Here is a 17,840-nt window from a genome sequence, read left to right on the forward strand (position 1 = left end):
AGGGGGAGTCGTGCGGGTCGGAGCGGGTTCTTGAGGTTGTTGCACACTTCCGACTGGCACCTCGGGCGGGCCTTCCACCGGGTCAACATGCTCGACGCCCAGGCCGAGTTCATCCGTCACCTGGTCACCACCGTGCGCGAGCACGAGGTCGACGCGGTGGTCGTCTCGGGAGACGTCTACGACCGGGCGGTCCCGCCACTGGCCGCGGTCGAGCTCTACGACAACGCACTGCACCGCCTCGCCGACCTCGGCGTGCCGACGGTGATGATCTCCGGCAACCACGACTCGGCCCGCCGCCTGGGCGTCGGCGCCGGACTCATCGGCCGCGCCGGCATCCACCTGCGCACCGAACCGGCCGCCTGCGGGACGCCCGTGATGCTGTCCGACGCCCACGGCGACGTGGCCTTCTACGGACTGCCGTATCTCGAACCGGCCCTGGTCAAGGGCGAGTTCGGGGTGGAGAAGGCGGGCCACGAGACGGTGCTCGCGGCGGCCATGGAGCGCGTCCGCGCCGACCTAGCGGTCCGCGCCCCCGGCACCCGGTCCGTCGTCCTCGCGCACGCCTTCGTCACCGGCGGCGAGGCCAGCGACAGCGAGCGGGACATCACCGTCGGCGGGGTCGCCGCCGTGCCCGCCGGCGTCTTCGACGGCGTCGACTACACCGCACTCGGCCACCTGCACGGCTGCCAGACCATCACCGAGCGCGTCCGCTACTCCGGCTCCCCGCTCCCGTACTCCTTCTCCGAGGCCGACCACCGCAAGACCATGTGGCTCGTCGACCTCGACGCGGCCGGCGCGGTCACCGCCGAACGCCTCGACTGCCCGGTGCCCCGCCCGCTGGCCCGCCTGCGCGGCACCCTGGAGCACCTGCTCGCCGACCCCGGACTCGCCCGGCACGAGGAGGCGTGGATCGAGGCCACCCTCACCGACCCGGTCCGCCCGGCCGACCCCATGGCCCGGCTCGCCGAGCGCTTCCCGCACACCCTCAGCCTCGTCTTCGACCCCGAACGCTCCCCGGACGACCCCGACGCGACCTACGCCGGCCGGCTCGCGGGCCGCAGCGACCAGCAGATCGCCGAGGACTTCGTCGCCCATGTCCGCGGCGCCGGACCCGACGACCGCGAACAGACCGTGCTGCGCGACGCGTTCGACGCCGTGCGCGCCGACGAGACCGTCCGGGAGGTGGCACGGTGAGGCTGCACCGGCTCGACATCACGGCCTTCGGACCCTTCGGCGCCGCCCAGTCCGTCGACTTCGACGAACTCTCGGCCGCCGGACTGTTCCTGCTGCACGGACCGACCGGCGCCGGCAAGACCTCGGTCCTCGACGCCGTCTGCTACGCCCTCTACGGCACCGTCCCCGGCGCGCGCCAGAGCGGCCAGGGCCTGGCCCTGCGCAGCGACCACGCCGCCCCCGGCTCCCGCACCGAGGTCACCCTCGAACTGACCATCGCCGGACGCCGGTTGGAGGTCACCCGACAGCCGCCGTGGGAACGCCCCAAGAAGCGCGGCTCGGGTACGACGCTGGAGAAGGCGCAGAGCTGGCTGCGCGAGTACGACGCCACGGCCGGCGCCCCGAAGGACCCCGGCGCCTGGAAGGACCTGAGCCGCTCCCACCAGGAGATCGGCGAGGAGATCACCCAGCTGCTCGGCATGAGCCGCGAGCAGTTCTGCCAGGTCGTGCTGTTGCCCCAGGGCGACTTCGCGCGCTTCCTGCGCGCCGACGCCGAGGCGCGCGGCAAGCTGCTCGGGCGGCTCTTCGACACCCACCGGTTCGCCGAGGTCGAGCAGCGCCTCGCCGTGCTCCGACGGACCGCCGAGACCCAAGTACGCGACGGCGACACCGAGTTGCTGGCCGACGCACACCGCATGCAGCAGGCCGCCGGCGGCGCGATGGAGCTGCCGGAACTCCAGCCGGGCGAGCCCGGTCTGGCCGAGGCCGTCCTCACCGCCGCCGCGATCGCCCGCAGCACCGCCCGCGAACAGCTCACGGTCGCCCACTGCCGGCTCACGGCGACGGAGTCCGCACAGGCGCGCGCCGAGCGTGAGTTGGGCGACGTGCGTGAACTGGCCCGGTTGCAGGGGCGGTTCACGCAGGCGCGGGAGCGGGCGGCGCAGATGGAGGCGCGGGCCGACGGCTACCGGGACGCGCAGGCTCGCATGGAGCGGGCGCGCAAGGCGGAGGCGGTGGCACCCGCGTTGGAGCTGCGGGAGTCGGCCGAGGCCGAGCACCGGAGGGCGGCGGCCCGTGAGACGGATGCGCGGGCGTTGCTCCCGGAGTCGTTCGCGGGTGCCGGTGCAGGCGGGCTCGCGGCTGCCGCGCGCCGGGCCGCCGAGGAGCTGGGCGGGCTGGAGTCCGCGCGTCGGGGCGAGCGGCGGCTGGGTGAACTCGTCGACGAGCGCGACCAGTTGGATCGTCAGGAGCGCGCGGACGAAGGCGTGCTTCAGGAGGCCGAGACCTGGCTGGCCGGTTGGGAGGAGCTGAGGGTCGGGCTCCAGGACAGGGTCGAGTCCGCCCAGCAGGCGGCGACCCGGGCCGAACAACTGGGCGTGCAGCGCGAGCCCGCCCGCAGGAAACTGGACGCCGCGCGCCAGCGCGACCAGTTCGCGCGGGACACGGACGACACCGGACGACAGGTGCTCGCCGCGACCGAACGCGCCCAGAAGGCCCGGGCCGAGTGGCTCGACGTCAAGGAACAGCGGCTGAACGGCATCGCCGCCGAACTGGCCGCCCAGCTCACCGGCGGCGACCCCTGCGCGGTGTGCGGCGCCACCGAACACCCGGCACCCGCACGCAAGGACGCCGGACACGTGGACCGGGAGACCGAGGAACGCGCGCAGGCCGCCTTCCAGGACGCCGACGAACAGCGCGCCGAGATCGAGCGGCGCCTGGGCGTCGTACAACGGGCGTTGGCCGCCGCGCAGGGCGAGGCCGGTGACGCGTCGACCGACCAACTCGTCCAGCAGAGCGAGGAGTTGGAGCGGCTCTACGCGGAGGCACGGCAGGGCGCGAGCGCGCTGCACCCCGCGCAGGAACGGCTCCGGCAGGCCGAGCAGGAACGGGAGCGGCGCAGCTCCGCCCAGCGGGAGGCCGCGGTGCGCGCCGCCTCCCGGGTCGCCCGCCGGGACTCCCTCGACCGCGAACGGACCACGCTGGAAGCCGAGTTGGCCCAGGCGCGCGGCACCGCCACCAGTGTTGCCGCGCGGGCCGGGCAGCTGGAGCGACAGGCCGCTCTGCTCACCGAGGCCGCCGACGCCGCGCGCGCCGCCGAGGACACCGCCCAGCGACTCAAGGACGCCGATGCCCGGCTCGCCGACGCCGCCTTCCGGGCCGGCTTCGACACCCCGCAGGCCGCGGCCGCCGCGCTCCTCGACGACGACGCACACCGCGAGCTGCGACGCCGCCTGGACGCCTGGCAGTCGGAGGAGGCCGCGGTACGCGCCGTCCTCGCCGAATCCGACACCGCGAACGCCGCCCAACAGTCGCCCGCCGAGCTTGAGTTGGCCGAACGGTCCGCCACCGACGCATCCGCACGCCTGCGCGACGCCGCCTCCGCGCGCGACGCGGCGGCCCGCCGCTGCACCGAACTCGACCGGCTCTCCGCCCGGTCCGCCACGGCCGTACGCCGCTTGGCCCCGCTCCGCGACGAGTACGACCGCGTGGCCCGCCTGGCGACCCTGACCGCGGGCACCTCGGCGGAGAACGAGCGCAAAATGCGCCTGGAGTCATACGTGTTGGCGGCCCGGCTGGAACAGGTGGCCGCCGCCGCGACCGTACGCCTGCAACGCATGTCCTCCGGCCGCTACACCCTCGTCCACTCCGCCGACCGGTCCGGCCGGGGGCGCAGCGGACTCGGGCTGCACGTCGTCGACGCGTGGACCGGACGCGAGCGGGACACGGCGACGCTGTCCGGCGGCGAGACGTTCTTCGCCTCGCTGGCCCTGGCTCTCGGCCTCGCGGACGTCGTCACGGACGAGGCGGGCGGGGTCCGCCTCGACACGCTCTTCATCGACGAGGGCTTCGGCAGCCTCGACGACCAGACCCTCGACGAGGTCCTCGACGTGCTCGACTCGCTGCGCGAACGCGACCGCAGCGTCGGCATCGTCAGTCATGTGCCCGACCTGCGGCGCAGGATCCACGCGCAGTTGGAGGTCGTGAAGGATCGGACGGGGTCGACGGTGCGGCAGCGCGGTCAATGACCCCGCGGCGCGGTCACTGACCCAGCGGGCGCCGGGGGAGCGGTGAGGAGTAGACGACGCTGGTCGTGACCGAACCGAGGGCGCCGATCTTGCCCGAGACCTCTTCGAGGTGGCGCATCGAGCGGGCGGTGACCTTGATCACGAAGCAGTCGTCGCCGGTCACATGGTGCGCCTCCAGGATCTCCGGAGTCACCGCGACCAGGTCGTGGAAGGGCTTGTAGTTCCCGTGCGGATAGCGCAGCCGCACGAACGCCAGGATCGGCAGCCCCAGCCGCTCGGGGTCCACGACCGCCGCGTACCCCTGGATCACGCCCGCTTCCTCCAGCCGCCGGACCCTCTCGGTCACCGCACTCGGCGACATGGAGACGGCCCGCGCCAACTCGGCGAAACTGGCCCGCCCTTCGCGCTGGAGGACGTCGAGAATGCGCCAGTCGGTGGCGTCCGGGGAAAACGTGGTCATGGGGGAGAGATAGCAGGGGAATCCCCGGTCGAGCAAGGCGGGTGCCGTGGAATGCCGCTTCTGGAGGGCGATCGGCCACCGTAGATTCTCAGTCGTCCCGAAAGACTCCCATGCGTCCCGAACACGCGAGGCGAAAGGCCAGCGCCCATGAGCAGCACCACGACCGCCGCCAACCCCGTCCTGCGCGTCGCCCCGGCGACCCCCGCCGAGGCCGCCGCCCACTTCCGGGCGAGCCTCGCCTTCCACGCGGACGTCTCGGACGTCGCCGGCGCGCTCGCGGGCGACGGCGACCCCGGGTTCGTCGTCCTGGACTCCCGTTCCACCGAGTCCTGGGACCAGGGCCATGTCCCCGGCGCGATCCACCTGCCGACCGCGCTCATCCCCGAGCAGGCCGCCCAACTCCTCGACAGATCAGTCCCCGTCGTCACCTACTGCTGGGGCCCCGGCTGCAACGGCGCCACCCGCGCGGCCCTCGCCCTCGCCGAACTCGGCTACCAGGTGAAGGAGATGCTCGGCGGCTTCGAGTACTGGGTGCGGGAGGGCTTCGCGTACGAGACCTGGGAGGGGCGCGAGGAGCGGGCCGCGGATCCGCTGACGGCGCCCATGTCCTCGGCGGACTGCGGCTGTTGAGGAGAATTATGGTCGAAGGGGGACCGCGGATGTGGGGCACGGCTGTGCGTGTACGGTCTGCGCCATGGTGCGATACGCGGAACCCGGTGCGGTGGAGTGGGTCGAGTCGGGTGGAGGGCCCCTGATAGCGGTGCCGGAGACGGTCCTGCCGTTCTGGGCGGGGGCCGACGGCGAGGAGACCGCCTCCGACTACGACCGGGCCTGCGAGGTCGACGGCTACTGCGGGCTGCTGCCCGTCGGGGACTCCGCCGCGCTGGTCCTGGGCGACGAACCCGCCTCGACCGCCTTCCTGCCGGAACACGGCATGTTCGTACGGTGGACGGCCGCGAACTCCGAGGACGAACTGCTCGCCGAGGTCCCCGCCGCTGTTGCCACGGCGGACTGGGACGACGAGGTCGACTGGGAGGTGCCCGGCCCGGTCGTCCTCTTCGACTCGGCCTGGCCCGGCACCGAGACCGGCCGCACGGAGAGCCTGCGGGTCGCGCTGGAACCGGGGCGGTACGCGGTGCGCGCGGCCAACGTCCAGCCGGGGCCGGAGACTTGGGTGGGACTGGTGCAGTTGCGGCGGGTCGCGGGCTGATCGGTACGGGTGAGAACCATGTGCGCGGGCCGGTGAAAACCATGTGCGCGGACCGGTGAAAACCATGTGCGCGGACCGTCGCCGGTCACCATGATGATCGTTCATGCGTCGACTTCCGCAGCCCACCCCCGTAGACCTCCGCCGTGACCCCCTGCCCCTGCGCGGCCGTACCGCGCTGGTCACCGGTGCCAGCAGGCGCGCCGGCATCGGGCACGCCGTGGCGCGGCGGCTGGCCGCGTACGGGGCGAGTGTCTATCTGCATCACCATGTGCCGCACGACGTCGCGATGCCGTGGGGTTCCGACCGGATCGAGGAGGTGACCGCCTCCGTACGCGCCGCCCTCGGCGACCCCGGGGCGCGGGTCGTCGACGGTCCCGGTGACCTATCCGACCCGGCCGTCCCCGCCCAACTGATCGCAACTGCCGCCTCCGCACTGGGCGGTCGGCTCGACGTCCTCGTCGCCAACCACGCCCTCAGCGGCAGCGACGGCAACCTCGACACGATCGACGCCGGGATGCTCGACGCGCACTGGGCCGTCGACACGCGCTCGGTGCTGCTCCTCGTCCAGGCCTACGTTCGTCACCGTGCCGCGCTGCCGCCGCGTACCCCGGGCGGGCGCGTGGTGACGATGACCTCCGGGCAGGACCACGGGGGCGGTATGCCGGGCGAGTTGGCGTACGCCCTGCAGAAGGGCGCCCTCGCCTCGGTCACGCGCACCCTGGCGACGACGCTCGCCGAGCACGCGATCACTGTGAACACGGTCAACCCGGGCCCGGTGGACACGGGTTACGCGACCGGGGAGACGTACGACGCGGTCGCCGCCCTCTTCCCCGGCGGCAGTTGGGGCGTGCCGGACGATCCGGCCCGCCTCATCGCATGGCTCGCCACGGACGAGGCGGGTTGGATCACGGGCCAGGTGATCGACTCCGAGGGCGGCTTCCGGCACTGACCCGGTGATCGGTCACCCGTGGCCGGTGTCTAGAGCTGGGACAGCTCGTCCACCAGGTCGTCCAGGCCCAACGAGCCCTGCGAGAGCGCGGCCATGTGCCAGGCCTTCAGGTCGAACGCCTCGCCCTGCCGCTCACGCGCCTTCTCCCGGCCGAGCAACCAGGCCCGCTCACCGAGCTTGTAGCCGATGGCCTGACCCGGCATCGACAGGTAGCGCGTCAGCTCACTCTCCACGAAGTCCGCGGGACGGCTGCTGTGCGCGCCGAAGAACTCCTGCGCCAGCGCGGGCGTCCAGCGCTCCCCGGGGTGGAAGGGGGAGTCGTCCGGGATCGTCAGCTCCAGGTGCATGCCGATGTCGACGATCACCCGGGCGGCGCGCATCATCTGCGCGTCCAGGTAACCGAGCCGGCGCTCCGGGTCGGTGAGGAAGCCCAGCTCGTCCATCAGCCGCTCCGCGTACAGGGCCCAGCCCTCGGCGTTGGCGCTGACCATGCCGACGCCCGCCTGGTAGCGCGAGAGGTTCTCCGCCACGTGCTTCCACTGCGCGATCTGGAGGTGATGGCCGGGCACGCCCTCGTGGTACCAGGTCGACACCAGGTCGTAGACGGGGAACCGGGTCTGGCCCATGGTCGGCAGCCAGGTGCAGCCCGGACGCGAGAAGTCGTCCGACGGGGGCGTGTAGTACGGCGCCGCCGCGCTGCCGGGAGGGGCGATCCGGGACTCGACGCGGCGCACCCGTTCGGCCAGGTCGAAGTGCGTGCCGTCGAGCTTCTCGATGGCCTCGTCCATCAGGGACTGCAGCCAGTTGCGGACCTCGTCGACGCCTTCGATGTGCGTGCCCTGCTCGTCCAGGTGCGCCAGCGCCACCCACGGCGTGGCCGCGCCGGGCAGGACCTTCTCGGCCTCGGTCTTCATCTCGCCGAGCAGGCGGTGGTACTCGGACCAGCCGTACGCGTACGCCTCGTCCAGGTCGAGGTCGGTGCCGTTGAAGTACCGGACCCAGCGGGCGTACCGCTCCCGGCCGGCCACGTCCGGTGCGCCCTCGATCGCCGGCGCGTACACATCCCGCAGCCAGTCGCGCAGCGCGACGACGGCCTCGGTGGCCGTGTGGGCCGCCGTGTCCAGCTCGGACCTCAGCGCCTCGGGACCGGCCGACGCGTACTGCTCGAACCAGCCGTGCCCCTCGCCGTCCGCGTCGGCCCACTCACCGAGCTGTCCGACGAACGTGGCGGTGGCGCGCGGCCCGCCGTACAACTTCCGCTCCAGGCCGAGCGCCAGGGACTCCCGGTACCCCTCCAGCGCCGCCGGGACCGCGCGCAGCCGCTCCGCGATCGCCGCCCAGTCCTCCTCCGACTGCGCCGGGGTCACGGTGAACACCTGGCGCACCGCGTGCGCGGGCGAACTCAGGTTGCTGATCGCGCGCAGGCCCTCCTCGGCCTCCTGCACGGCGAGCGAGGCGTTCAGCCGCTCGCGCAGCAGGCGCGCGCACCGGCGCTCGATGTCGCTGTCCGCCCCCGGCTGCCGCTCGGCCTCGTCCAGCCGCGCCAGCGTCCGGCGCGACAGTTCCGCGAGCGCCTCGTCGCCCGCGGGGGACGTATCGGGCAACCTGCTCGAACTCTCTTTGACACCGAGGAACGTGCCGGTGATCGGATCGAGGGCGACGAGTTCGTCGACGTAGGCGTCGGCGACCTGACGGGGCAGCGGGCTCTTGGTCTCTGACATGCGGTCCATCCTCGTACGAGGGGCCGCCGCACGTCACCCCGATTGAGCCGAGGGCGGAGCGGGCGGCAGCAGCGGCCCGCAGTCCCACTGCTGGAAGATCAACCGCGTCTCCACCCGGGCCACTTCCCGCCGGGATGTGAACTCGTCCAGGACCAGCCGCTGCAGATCCGCCATGTCCGCGACGGCGACATGGACGAGGTAGTCGTCCGGTCCGGTGAGATGGAAGACGGTACGGGACTCGGGCAGCGCCCGGATCCGGTCCACGAACGGCCCCACCAGCTCCCGCCGATGCGGCCTGACCTGCACGGACAGCAGGGCTTCCAGCCCCCGCCCCAGCTTGGCCGGATCGAGCCGCAGCTGGTGCCCGAGAATCACGCCGGTGCGGCGCAGTCTGGTCACCCGGTCCAGACAGGTGGACGGCGCGACGCCGATCTGCGCGGCGAGGTCGCGATAGGTGGTCCGGGCGTCGTTCTGCAACAGTCGCAGCAGATGTAGATCCACCGGATCCAGTACGACAGATTCGGCCATGTGGCGAACGTAGCACGGTGATTGATCCTCCCGGCCCGGTGGTTGTTCACCCTTCCACCCATGGACTCCACGAGAGCTTTGGCCACCGAGGCCGTCCACGCCGGCCGCGACGACCTCGCCCGGCAGGGCCTGCACGCCCCGCCCATCGACCTGTCGACCACCTACCCCTCGTACGACAGCCGCGGTGAGGCCGTCCGCATCGACGCCTTCGCCGCCACCGGCGCCGAACCGGAGGGCCCGCCCGTCTACGGACGGCTCGGCAACCCCACCGTCGCCCGGTTCGAGACCGCCCTCGCCCGACTGGAGGGCACCGAGTCCGCGGTCGCCTTCGCCAGCGGCATGGCCGCGCTGACCGCCGTGCTGCTGGTACGGGCCTCGGCCGGACTGCGCCACGTCGTGGCCGTGCGCCCCCTGTACGGCTGCAGCGACCATCTCCTCACCGCCGGCCTGCTCGGCACCGAGGTCACCTGGACCGACCCGGCCGGAATCGCCGACGCCCTGCGCCCCGACACCGGCCTGGTCCTGGTCGAGACGCCCGCCAACCCGACGCTCGCCGAGGTCGACCTACGGGCCGTCGCCCACTCCTGCGGCTCGGTCCCGCTGCTCGCCGACAACACCTTCGCCACGCCCGTGCTCCAACGGCCCGCCGAACAGGGCGCCCGCCTCGTCCTGCACAGCGCCACCAAGTACCTCGGCGGCCACGGCGACGTCATGGCGGGCGTGGTCGCCTGCGACGAGGACTTCGCCGGCCAACTGCGCCGCATCCGCTTCGCCACCGGCGGCATCCTGCACCCACTCGCCGGCTACCTGCTCCTACGCGGCCTCGCCACCCTCCCGGTCCGCGTCCGGGCAGCCTCGGCGAACGCCGCCGAACTCGCCCACCGCCTCACCACCGACCCGCGCGTCACCCGCGTCCACTACCCACGCATCGGCGGCGCGATGATCGCCTTCGAGACGGTCGGGGACCCGCACGAGGTGATCGCCGGTGTCCGCCTGATCACCCCGGCGGTCAGCCTCGGCAGCGTCGACACCCTCATCCAACACCCCGCGTCGATCAGCCACCGGGTCGTGGACGCGGAGGATCGGCGCGGGGCGGGAGTGAGTGATCGGTTGCTGCGGTTGTCGGTGGGCCTGGAGGACGTGGAGGACCTGTGGGCGGATCTGGACCAGGCGCTGGGCGAGGGAACGCGCCCCGAAAGGGGCGCGGGGAACTGCGCGACCAGCCACAGCGCACCCGCACCCGCAAACCGATCCGCGACCCCTACGGCGCTTCGGAGTTCGTAGTCCTCGCGGCGCCCTCACCAAGCGGAGCCTTCACTTCCAACCGAGCCGTGACGACCAAGGTCCCCTCCTCGATCTGGTAGTCGAGAGGAAGCCCCAGCCCACGCATCGCGGCGACCATGCCGGTGTTGGACGCCTGAGTCACCGCGTACACGCTCTCGCATCCTGCCTCGCCCGCCATGGCCACCAGCCGCTCCAGCAACTCGCCCCCGATGCCCCGCCGCTGCCACTTGTCCTCGACCAGCAGCGCGACCTCCGTCTCGTCCCCGTCCCACAACAGATGGCCGAGCCCGACGATCCGCCCCGACGCGGTCTGCACCGCGAGCGTGCGGCCGTAGCGCGGGCTGAGGAGGTGGTTGAGATAGCGGTCGGCGTCGCCGACCGGCCCGTGGTACCGCATCGCGAGCGTCCGCGCAGAGCACCGCTCGTGCATCTCCTTCGCGGCCTCCACATCACCCGTGTCGGCCCGCCGTACGGTGATCTCGTTGCCCTCGGGCAGCGTCAGCACGTCCTGGCTGCGCGGCACCCGCGGCCCGAGCCGGGCGTCCAGCTCCACCAGCGCCCGCGCCCGGGCGAACTCGGTAGGCGTGAACGGCAGATACGGCCGCTCCACGGTGATCACGCCGCCCTCCGGCGCCCGCAGCCGCAGCACGGTGTCCTCCAGCGCTCCCTCGACCGGCGCGCCCTCCGGGGCCCGGACACCGGCGGCGACCGGCACGGCGGGCGACTGGCGGATGGTGCACCGGCCCAGCAACTGCCGCAGCGCCAGCGGCAGTTCCGCCGCGTCCAGGGCGGTGCGGGTGGCCAGACCGAGGACCCGGGTCGGCGCGTCGACCAGGTCGTGGGCGTCGGCCCGCTCGATCCAGGTGTCGGTGCCGCCGGCCGACGCGATCACCCGGGTCAGCTCCGAGGCTGCGAGCCCGGCGGGGGCCCGCAGCAGGAACTCGTCCACCGTGCCCGCGCCCAGCGGATGCGTCTGCAGGCTCAGAATGTCGACCCGGTACCCGGCGAGTGCCGTGCACAGCACTGCCAGCGACCCCGGTTCGTCCTTCACCGTCGTCCGCAACCGCCACAGTGTGCTCTCCGTGGGCACGGTCTCCTGCGGCTCCGACGACGGGTCGGACGGCCCGGCCAGCTGAACCTCCGCCAGCGGCCGGGCACCGGTATCGCCCGTCGGTGGCGCATGACCGTGGCGGCGTGTCCACCATGTGTGGAACACCGCCGTGGTGGCCAGCACGACCGCCGAGATCACCAGCAGCGCCGGTCCGTCGGGTCCGTGCCCGATCAGGTTCGCCACCCCGTCCGCCACGGCGACCGCCGTGAACAGGGCGGCGAGCTCGACGACGTCCCGCCGCCAGTGGTGCACGGGACGACCGTCCTTCGCACGCGTCACATCAGACATGTCTCGACTCATGCAGCCACTGTGAAGGAAGGGTGTTGCGTGATCACGAACGCTCTGTGACTGATCGGTAAAGCGTGGTTATGCCCTTTTTGTAGATCTTTCAACGGTTGCATGGTGGACGACGTGCGCGCTGGTGGCGTGCGGGGCGCGGGGTTTCGCCTACGTCATGCGGCTACCTCCACGGCCAGCGCACTGCGCAGTCGGCGTGCCTGCGTCACCAGACGCGAGGAGCCCCGTCGGTCCGCCGTCTGCGTCAGGTGCGGCAGTTCACCGTGCGCCCCGGAGCGCTCGGCGCACTCCGCGGCCACGCCCAGCAGCTCGCCGACCCCGCGCGCGGACGACCCCGCCGAGTCGGTCGCGAGCGCGGAGAGGAGAACCGGCAACGTGTGCCGCAGCACCTCCCAGATCGTCGCGTTCGCCCCCGTGGCAGCCGCCGTACGCACCGACTCCGCCAGCCGCAGCGGCTTCACCGCCCCGCACCGCACCAACTGGCCCAGGTCCGCGCCCAGTCGGCCCGCGTCCAGCTGACCACGCGCCGCCAGTGTCAGCAGCGCGTCCACCGCGGCGAGCCGGTCCTCGGGATGCCGTGCGCCGAGCCCGTACGCCAGGCACAGGTGCACGGCCTCGCCCGCCTCGCCGCCGGACTCGGCGAGGTGCGGCAGGACGGCGGCGGCACCCCGGACGTCGTCCACGGCCACGGTGGACACGTCCATCAGCTGCCGCGCCGCCACCAGCTCCCGCCTCTCGGGGAGCAGGGCGAGCCAGTGCGGGCGTATGTCGTCGCTCCAGTGGTGGCAGTACCACCGGTGCCCGGTGTCGGCGGATGTCGGCCGGCCCAGCGGGCGGTGGTCGGCCAGGAAGTCCGCCTGTAGTTCCGAGAGTTCACCCAGCTCGACCAGGACACGCGTCCCGGAGGTCCGCCGTTGTGATGTCGGCAGCGACGGGCCCTCGGTGGTGAGCCACGCGGCGAGCCGCCTGCCCTCCCGTGTGCCCAGTGCCGCCGCCCGTTCGGCGGCCGCCGCGGCGACGGTACGGTCCGCACGCCGCACCCGCAGCAACGCCTGCGCGAAGTCGCTCGCCACGACCCGTGCGCCCAGGCGCCGGTACTCGGCGAGACGGTCCACGAGTTCGGCCGGCTCCAGCAGGCCCGTGCTCCACGTGGGGGTCGACAGGAGGAAGGGCGGCGGGTCGGTCCGGAGCCGGTAGGCGATCTCCGCCAGACGGCTCCCGAAGGGCTGGGCCAGGCTGCTGTGCCGGCACTCTTGGACCGTGGTCCGCTGAGTGACGAAGCTGTGGAGCAACCGCGAGATCTTCCGGTCAGGTGTCCGGTGATCCGTCCTGCCGAGAAGCGTCGCGAGGATCAGATCCAGGCCGTTGGATGCGTCCCCCACGTCGAAGTTGCGCCTGCTGAAGCGGTCCCATACTGTCGCCGCGTCCTCAGAGCCGTCGCCGTACCACCAGCGACGCGCGAGCACTGGCCGCAACGCCTCCACCAGGGCATCCCGATCCTGATGGGCATGGCGCACCAGCCCGTCCAGCGCCCACTCGAACGCGGCCACACCGGGCCCACCCGCCAGGGCCGCGCTCACCTCCTCGGCGACCTCGACCGGGGAGGCCGGCGCGGGTGCGAGGCGCGTCGGCTCCGGCACCGGCGGGAGGACCTCCTCGTACGCGACCGGACCCGCCGGCCCGAGCGCGGTACCCAGGACCTGGGCCGCTCGGTCCCGCAGACCCGGGATCAACTGCTCGGCGGCGACGACCAGTTCGGCGTGCGCCTCGGTCTTCTCGACCTTCTCGGCATGGCGCTCCACCAGCTTCAGCGCCCGCTCCTGCACGTCCGAGTCCTCATGGCCGAAGGCCTGCGCCACGGCGGGCAGCAGTACCTCGGCCGTCGTCCTGTCCCGGGTCAGCGCCTTGCCGAGCAGTACCAACTGCGCCCGTACGAGCTTCTTCTCGGTGCGGAACAGCACCGCGTCCGACATCTCCGCCAGCCGCCCCGGCAGCAACTCGCCGTCCAGTGCCAGCGAGGCCAGCACCGACTGCGCGTGCGACGCCACCGGCGAGACCGCGTCGGCGGCCAGGGCCAACCAGTCAGCGGTCCGCTCCAGTTGCTCCTCGCGGGTGAGCGCCAGTGAGGCCAACAGGCGCAGGAACACCCGGTTGTCGGCGGTCGAGCCGCCCCGCAGCAGCCGGGCCACACACGCGTCGACCGTCGCCCGTCGGTCCAGGGCTTGCTCGGTGGTGAGCTGGGCGAGCGCGCCGGTCCAACTGTTCGGCCCCTCGCGCGGGGTCCACTCCAGGCGGCTCCCGATCTCTGCCGTCTCGAAGAGCGCGGCCACCAGGTCGGCGAGGTACGCGTCCTTGCGCAGCCGGTCGAGCACGCTGTCCCCGTGCTGCCAGAGGCTGTTGATGTGCTGCACCCAGCCCATGACGTAGGCCTCGGTGGTCGGCACCGGGCAGCCGGACAGCCGTACCAGACCCGCCATCAGCTCGTACGGCACATCGGACGCGACCGGCCGCTCGGCGAGCCGCCCCGTCAGATCGGCGAGCCACTCCGGCGCGCGGTCGCCCAGGAGGCGCAGCAACAGTGCGGGGGACGTCCGCGACCAGCGCATGTCGGCCGCGGCGATCCAGGTCGCGACGGCCGCGGCGCCCGTCTGGCACGCCACCCCGGCCGCGTACAGCGGCGGGTAGGCGCGGCGGGACTCCGCCTCCCAGGGAGCCGCTCTCAGCTCCTTGCGCAGCGCCTTCAACTCCGGGAACAGCGCCCGCCGTTCGGCATCGGTCAGCTCGTCCAGCAGACCCACCACCTCGGCCGTCCGCCCGGCCCGTACCGCTTCCATCAGCTCACTCATCGCACGCCCCCGTCGACCCGAACCCCGACCAGCTCCACCGCGGCGGCGCCCCGCCGCACCATCCGCACCGCCAGCGCGTGCTTGCACGGCCCGCGGCCACCCCGGTACTTCGCCCACCACAGACAACTGCAGCTGAACACCCCCGCCTCGTCCCGCACCCGGTGCGCGTGCCCGTCCTCCGCCGTCACCGTCGCCAGGGCGCCGTCGAGCCGGACCGCGCCCGCGGCCACCAGCGCCCGGGCCGCGCGCAACCTGGGGTTGTGCTTCTCCACCCGCTCGGCGTCGTACGGCAGTTCACGGTGGAAGTAGGCCGCCTCCGCGGTGTCGTAGCCGACCCGGCCCGAGGTGCCCAGGCGGACCAGGGCCGCCCGGACCCGCTCGGTCGTGAGGCCCGAGGCGGTGGTGAGGTCGGCGACGTCGATGCGGGGTTCCCAGGCGAGGAGCACCGAGATCAGCTCCGCGTCCTCGGCGGCCTCGTCGGTGGCGAGCGCGTCCAGGACACCGCCCTCGCCGGAGAACCCGCGCGAGGCGTCCGGCGACAGTGTCAGGGTGAGCCGCATGCCCGGCAGGACGGCCTCCCAGGCGCTGGCCGTGGCGTCGGCGCCGGCGACGGTGGGGCCATACACCCGCAGCGCCGTCGCGTGGCGCAGTATCCGCTGGAGCGCGATCAGTCGCTCCGGGCCCGGCAGGCACACCGCGCCGGGCACCGCACGCGTGGTGGGCCGCAGCGCACCGCCGGCGGGCACCACCCAACGCGGTCCGACCGAGCCGCGTCCGCCGCCGCGCGGCAGTGCGCGCAGGAACCGTACGGCCTCGGCGGCGGGCAGCTCGGCCCGTAGATCGAAGCCGGCCGCGATCACCTGGGCCTCCGCGAACCCGCGCAGCCACCGGTCCGGCAGCGGCACCTTCTTCTCCACGACCGGGCCGTCCAGCGTGGTCACGGCCAACTCCTCGGGGCCGACCCGCAGATGCAGCGGATCGTCCGAGCCGATCCGGGAAAGGGCCTCGCGCAGCGGGTTGTTGACGTCGACGTTCGTCGTGCCGTGCCCCACCTCGCCGCCGTCCAGACCCGGCGCCAGCACGTCCAGGCGGGCGTACACCCCGCCACAGCCCGAGAAGGACTCGAAGCGCAGCCGGTCCCCGTTGCCCGTCACCACCGGGTCCAGCGAGGCGCGCAGCAGACGCTGGTAGTACCGCGCGGCGGCCACGTCCGCCACCGCGAGCAGCCCGGCGGAGGCCACCTGAGGAGACGTCAGGAAGCCAGTGAAGAAGCGGGGATGGTCCTCGACACCGGTGGGCGTCGCACCCCGCGAGGTCTCGAGTCCCAGGCGCTGTTCACCCGCCGCGGACTCCAGCGCGGAGGGTCGGCGGTAGGCCACGGCCTGTACGGATCGCGTCATGGAAAAACCGTAGAGGCGACCACTGACAATCGGTTCTGACCTGCGAAAACACCCTGGCGGGCGGCAAGTTGACACACGTGGGCGCAGACCGCGCACCGGGGGATGACGCCGGTGCGCGGCACACGGACAAGGGTACGGGAGCCGGAGACGCGGAAGTTACTGCCCGACCCGGCCCGGCTGCAGCACCTGCGTGAACAACACCGTGCCGTCGTACTCGCGCAGACGCACCGTCAGCTCCCCGCTGTCGCCGTCGATGTCGACCTCGCCGAAGAACTGGTAGCCCTCGGCAGGCGAGACGTTCGAGGCGGTCGGCGCCTTCACGAACACCCGGTCGGGACCGAACGTGCCGTCCAGCGCGCTGGCCGGGAAGGCGCCGGCGTTGAGCGGACCGGAGACGAACTCCCAGAACGGCTCGAAGTCCTTGAACGCCGCCCGCGACGGGTCGTAGTGCTGGGCCGAGGTGTGGTGCACGTCTGCCGTCAGCCACACCGTGCCGGTGATCCGGCGGTGCTTGATGAACCGCAGCAACTCGGCGAACTGCAGCTCGCGGCCCAGCGGCACGCCCGGGTCGCCCTGCGCGACGGCCTCGATGTTCGCCTTGCCCTCGGTCGCGTCGGGGACGACCAGACCGAGCGGCATGTCGTTGGCGATCACCTTCCACACCGCACGCGACTTCGCCAGCTCGCGCTTGAGCCACTCCAACTGCTCACGGCCGAGGATGCCCACCGGGTCCACGGTCTGGTCGTCGGCGGAGTTGGCGTTGCGGTAGGTGCGCATGTCGAGCACGAACACGTCCAGCAGCGGACCATGGTTGACGACCCGGTAGATCCGGCCGTCCGGACGGCCGCTGATCGAGGAGATCGGGAAGTACTCGGAGAAGGCCCGCCGTGAGCGCACCGCCAGGTCGTCCAGCTTCGTGCCGGCCGGGTAGGGCGTGCCGGTGCCGATGACCTCGCCCGGGTACCAGTTGTTGCGGACCTCGTGGTCGTCCCACTGGATGATGCTCGGCACCTGCGCGTTGAACCGGCGCAGCGCGTTGTCCAGCAGGTTGTAGCGGAAGTTGCCTCGGTAGTCGGCCAGCGTGGTGGCGACGTGCGCCTTCTCCTCGGTGGTCACGCTCCGGTAGACGCTGCCGTCGGGCAGCGTGGCGCTGGCCGTGATCGGCCCGTCGGCGTAGATGTTGTCGCCGCTGCACAGGAAGAAGTCCGGGTCCACCTTCGCCATGGCGTCGAAGATCCGGTAGCCGCCGATCGACTCGTTGATGCCCCAGCCCTGGCCCGCCAGGTCGCCGGACCACACGAATTTGACGCCCTTGCGCCGTTTCTCGGAGGCCGTGCGGAAGGTGCCGGTCACCGGTTCGCCGGTGCGGCGTGGGTCGTGCGGGTCGGCGAGCAGCACGCGGTAGTGGATCTGCTCGCCCGCGGGCAGTCCGCGCAGCCGGGTCGTGCCGGTGAAGTCCGAGCCCGAGCCCAGCAGCGGGCCGTGCTGGCGCCGCGGGTTGCGGAACGACTCCGTCGCGGACGTCTCGACGATCATCCGGGCCGGACGGTCGGAACGCACCCACACCAGACCGGAGTCGTGGGTCACGTCTCCCGCCTGCACGCCCCAGTCCGCCCGGGGACGCCCGGACAGGGCGAAGGCCGGCGCGGCGCCGAGGGCGGTGGGCAGGGTCAGGGCCGCGGACGCGGCCAGCGAGCCGCGCAGCACGCTGCGGCGGCCGGGGAACGGACGGTGTGACATGCGGACGCCTCCAGGGACGGGATCCGGCCAGTGGTTCGATGCCACAACTACGGGGGCGCCGCAGCGCACACGGAAACCACAGGTGAACAACTGAC

Annotated in this window: 13 protein-coding genes; 6 read left to right on the forward strand and 7 right to left on the reverse strand. The window is 72.8% G+C overall.

What is annotated here, in order from left to right:
• The first annotated feature begins 30 nt into the window (after positions 1 to 30).
• Together M2283_RS43530 and M2283_RS43535 are read left to right on the forward strand one after the other, a co-directional pair.
• Positions 31 to 1,194 (forward strand): exonuclease SbcCD subunit D, encoded by a 1,164-nt coding sequence (locus M2283_RS43530; protein WP_280882129.1) that lies wholly within the window; start codon positions 31 to 33, stop codon positions 1,192 to 1,194.
• Complete coding sequence (locus M2283_RS43535) at positions 1,191 to 4,199, forward strand: SMC family ATPase (protein WP_280882130.1); 3,009 nt, start codon at positions 1,191 to 1,193, stop codon at positions 4,197 to 4,199. Before M2283_RS43530 ends, M2283_RS43535 begins: the two co-directional genes overlap by 4 nt.
• A 13-nt stretch (positions 4,200 to 4,212) precedes the next feature.
• On the opposite strand, the gene M2283_RS43540 is transcribed toward M2283_RS43535, so the two are convergent.
• Positions 4,213 to 4,659 carry an Lrp/AsnC family transcriptional regulator gene (locus tag M2283_RS43540; RefSeq protein ID WP_280882131.1) on the reverse strand — a complete coding sequence of 149 codons (447 nt, stop codon included), beginning with the start codon at positions 4,657 to 4,659 and terminating at the stop codon, positions 4,213 to 4,215.
• 147 nt (positions 4,660 to 4,806) lie between these two features.
• Between M2283_RS43540 and M2283_RS43545 the strand changes: the two genes are divergently transcribed.
• From M2283_RS43545 to M2283_RS43555, 3 genes are all read left to right on the forward strand, one after another.
• Complete coding sequence (locus M2283_RS43545) at positions 4,807 to 5,289, forward strand: rhodanese-like domain-containing protein (protein WP_280882132.1); 483 nt, start codon at positions 4,807 to 4,809, stop codon at positions 5,287 to 5,289.
• Between the two features lie 64 nt (positions 5,290 to 5,353).
• Positions 5,354 to 5,869, forward strand: a complete 516-nt coding sequence (locus M2283_RS43550) for an immunity 21 family protein (RefSeq protein WP_280882133.1) — start codon at positions 5,354 to 5,356, stop codon at positions 5,867 to 5,869.
• A 103-nt stretch (positions 5,870 to 5,972) separates the two neighbouring features.
• Entirely contained in the window at positions 5,973 to 6,818 is an 846-nt protein-coding gene (locus M2283_RS43555; RefSeq protein WP_280882134.1) for an SDR family oxidoreductase, read from the forward strand.
• 29 nt (positions 6,819 to 6,847) lie between these two features.
• Here the strand turns inward: M2283_RS43555 and M2283_RS43560 are convergent, their stop codons facing one another.
• Both M2283_RS43560 and M2283_RS43565 read right to left on the reverse strand, forming a co-directional pair.
• Positions 6,848 to 8,539 (reverse strand): DUF885 domain-containing protein, encoded by a 1,692-nt coding sequence (locus M2283_RS43560; RefSeq protein WP_280882135.1) that lies wholly within the window; start codon positions 8,537 to 8,539, stop codon positions 6,848 to 6,850.
• Between the two features lie 33 nt (positions 8,540 to 8,572).
• A complete protein-coding gene (locus tag M2283_RS43565; protein ID WP_280882136.1) occupies positions 8,573 to 9,067 on the reverse strand; it encodes an Lrp/AsnC family transcriptional regulator in 495 nt (164 codons plus the stop codon).
• Positions 9,068 to 9,127: 60 nt separating this feature from the next.
• On the opposite strand from M2283_RS43565, the gene M2283_RS43570 reads away from it, so the two are divergent.
• Positions 9,128 to 10,351, forward strand: coding sequence for a trans-sulfuration enzyme family protein (locus tag M2283_RS43570; RefSeq protein ID WP_280882137.1), 1,224 nt, complete (start codon positions 9,128 to 9,130; stop codon positions 10,349 to 10,351).
• Here M2283_RS43570 and M2283_RS43575 read toward each other — a convergent pair.
• The 4 genes from M2283_RS43575 to M2283_RS43590 all read right to left on the reverse strand — a co-directional run bounded on the left by M2283_RS43575 (position 10,329) and on the right by M2283_RS43590 (position 17,745).
• Entirely contained in the window at positions 10,329 to 11,750 is a 1,422-nt protein-coding gene (locus M2283_RS43575; protein WP_280882138.1) for a GNAT family N-acetyltransferase, read from the reverse strand. The two genes, M2283_RS43570 and M2283_RS43575, sit on opposite strands and share 23 nt — an antisense overlap.
• A 164-nt stretch (positions 11,751 to 11,914) precedes the next feature.
• A complete protein-coding gene (locus M2283_RS43580) occupies positions 11,915 to 14,605 on the reverse strand; it encodes a DUF6493 family protein (RefSeq protein ID WP_280882139.1) in 2,691 nt (896 codons plus the stop codon).
• Positions 14,602 to 16,005 carry an SWIM zinc finger family protein gene (locus M2283_RS43585; protein ID WP_280882140.1) on the reverse strand — a complete coding sequence of 468 codons (1,404 nt, stop codon included), beginning with the start codon at positions 16,003 to 16,005 and terminating at the stop codon, positions 14,602 to 14,604. The genes M2283_RS43580 and M2283_RS43585 overlap by 4 nt, the downstream gene beginning before the upstream one ends.
• Positions 16,006 to 16,161: 156 nt before the next feature.
• Entirely contained in the window at positions 16,162 to 17,745 is a 1,584-nt protein-coding gene (locus M2283_RS43590) for an alkaline phosphatase D family protein (RefSeq protein ID WP_280882141.1), read from the reverse strand.
• Positions 17,746 to 17,840: the final 95 nt, after the last annotated feature.

It is taken from the genome of Streptomyces pseudovenezuelae, from assembly GCF_029892565.1.
Classification (GTDB): Bacteria; Actinomycetota; Actinomycetes; order Streptomycetales; family Streptomycetaceae; genus Streptomyces; species Streptomyces pseudovenezuelae_A.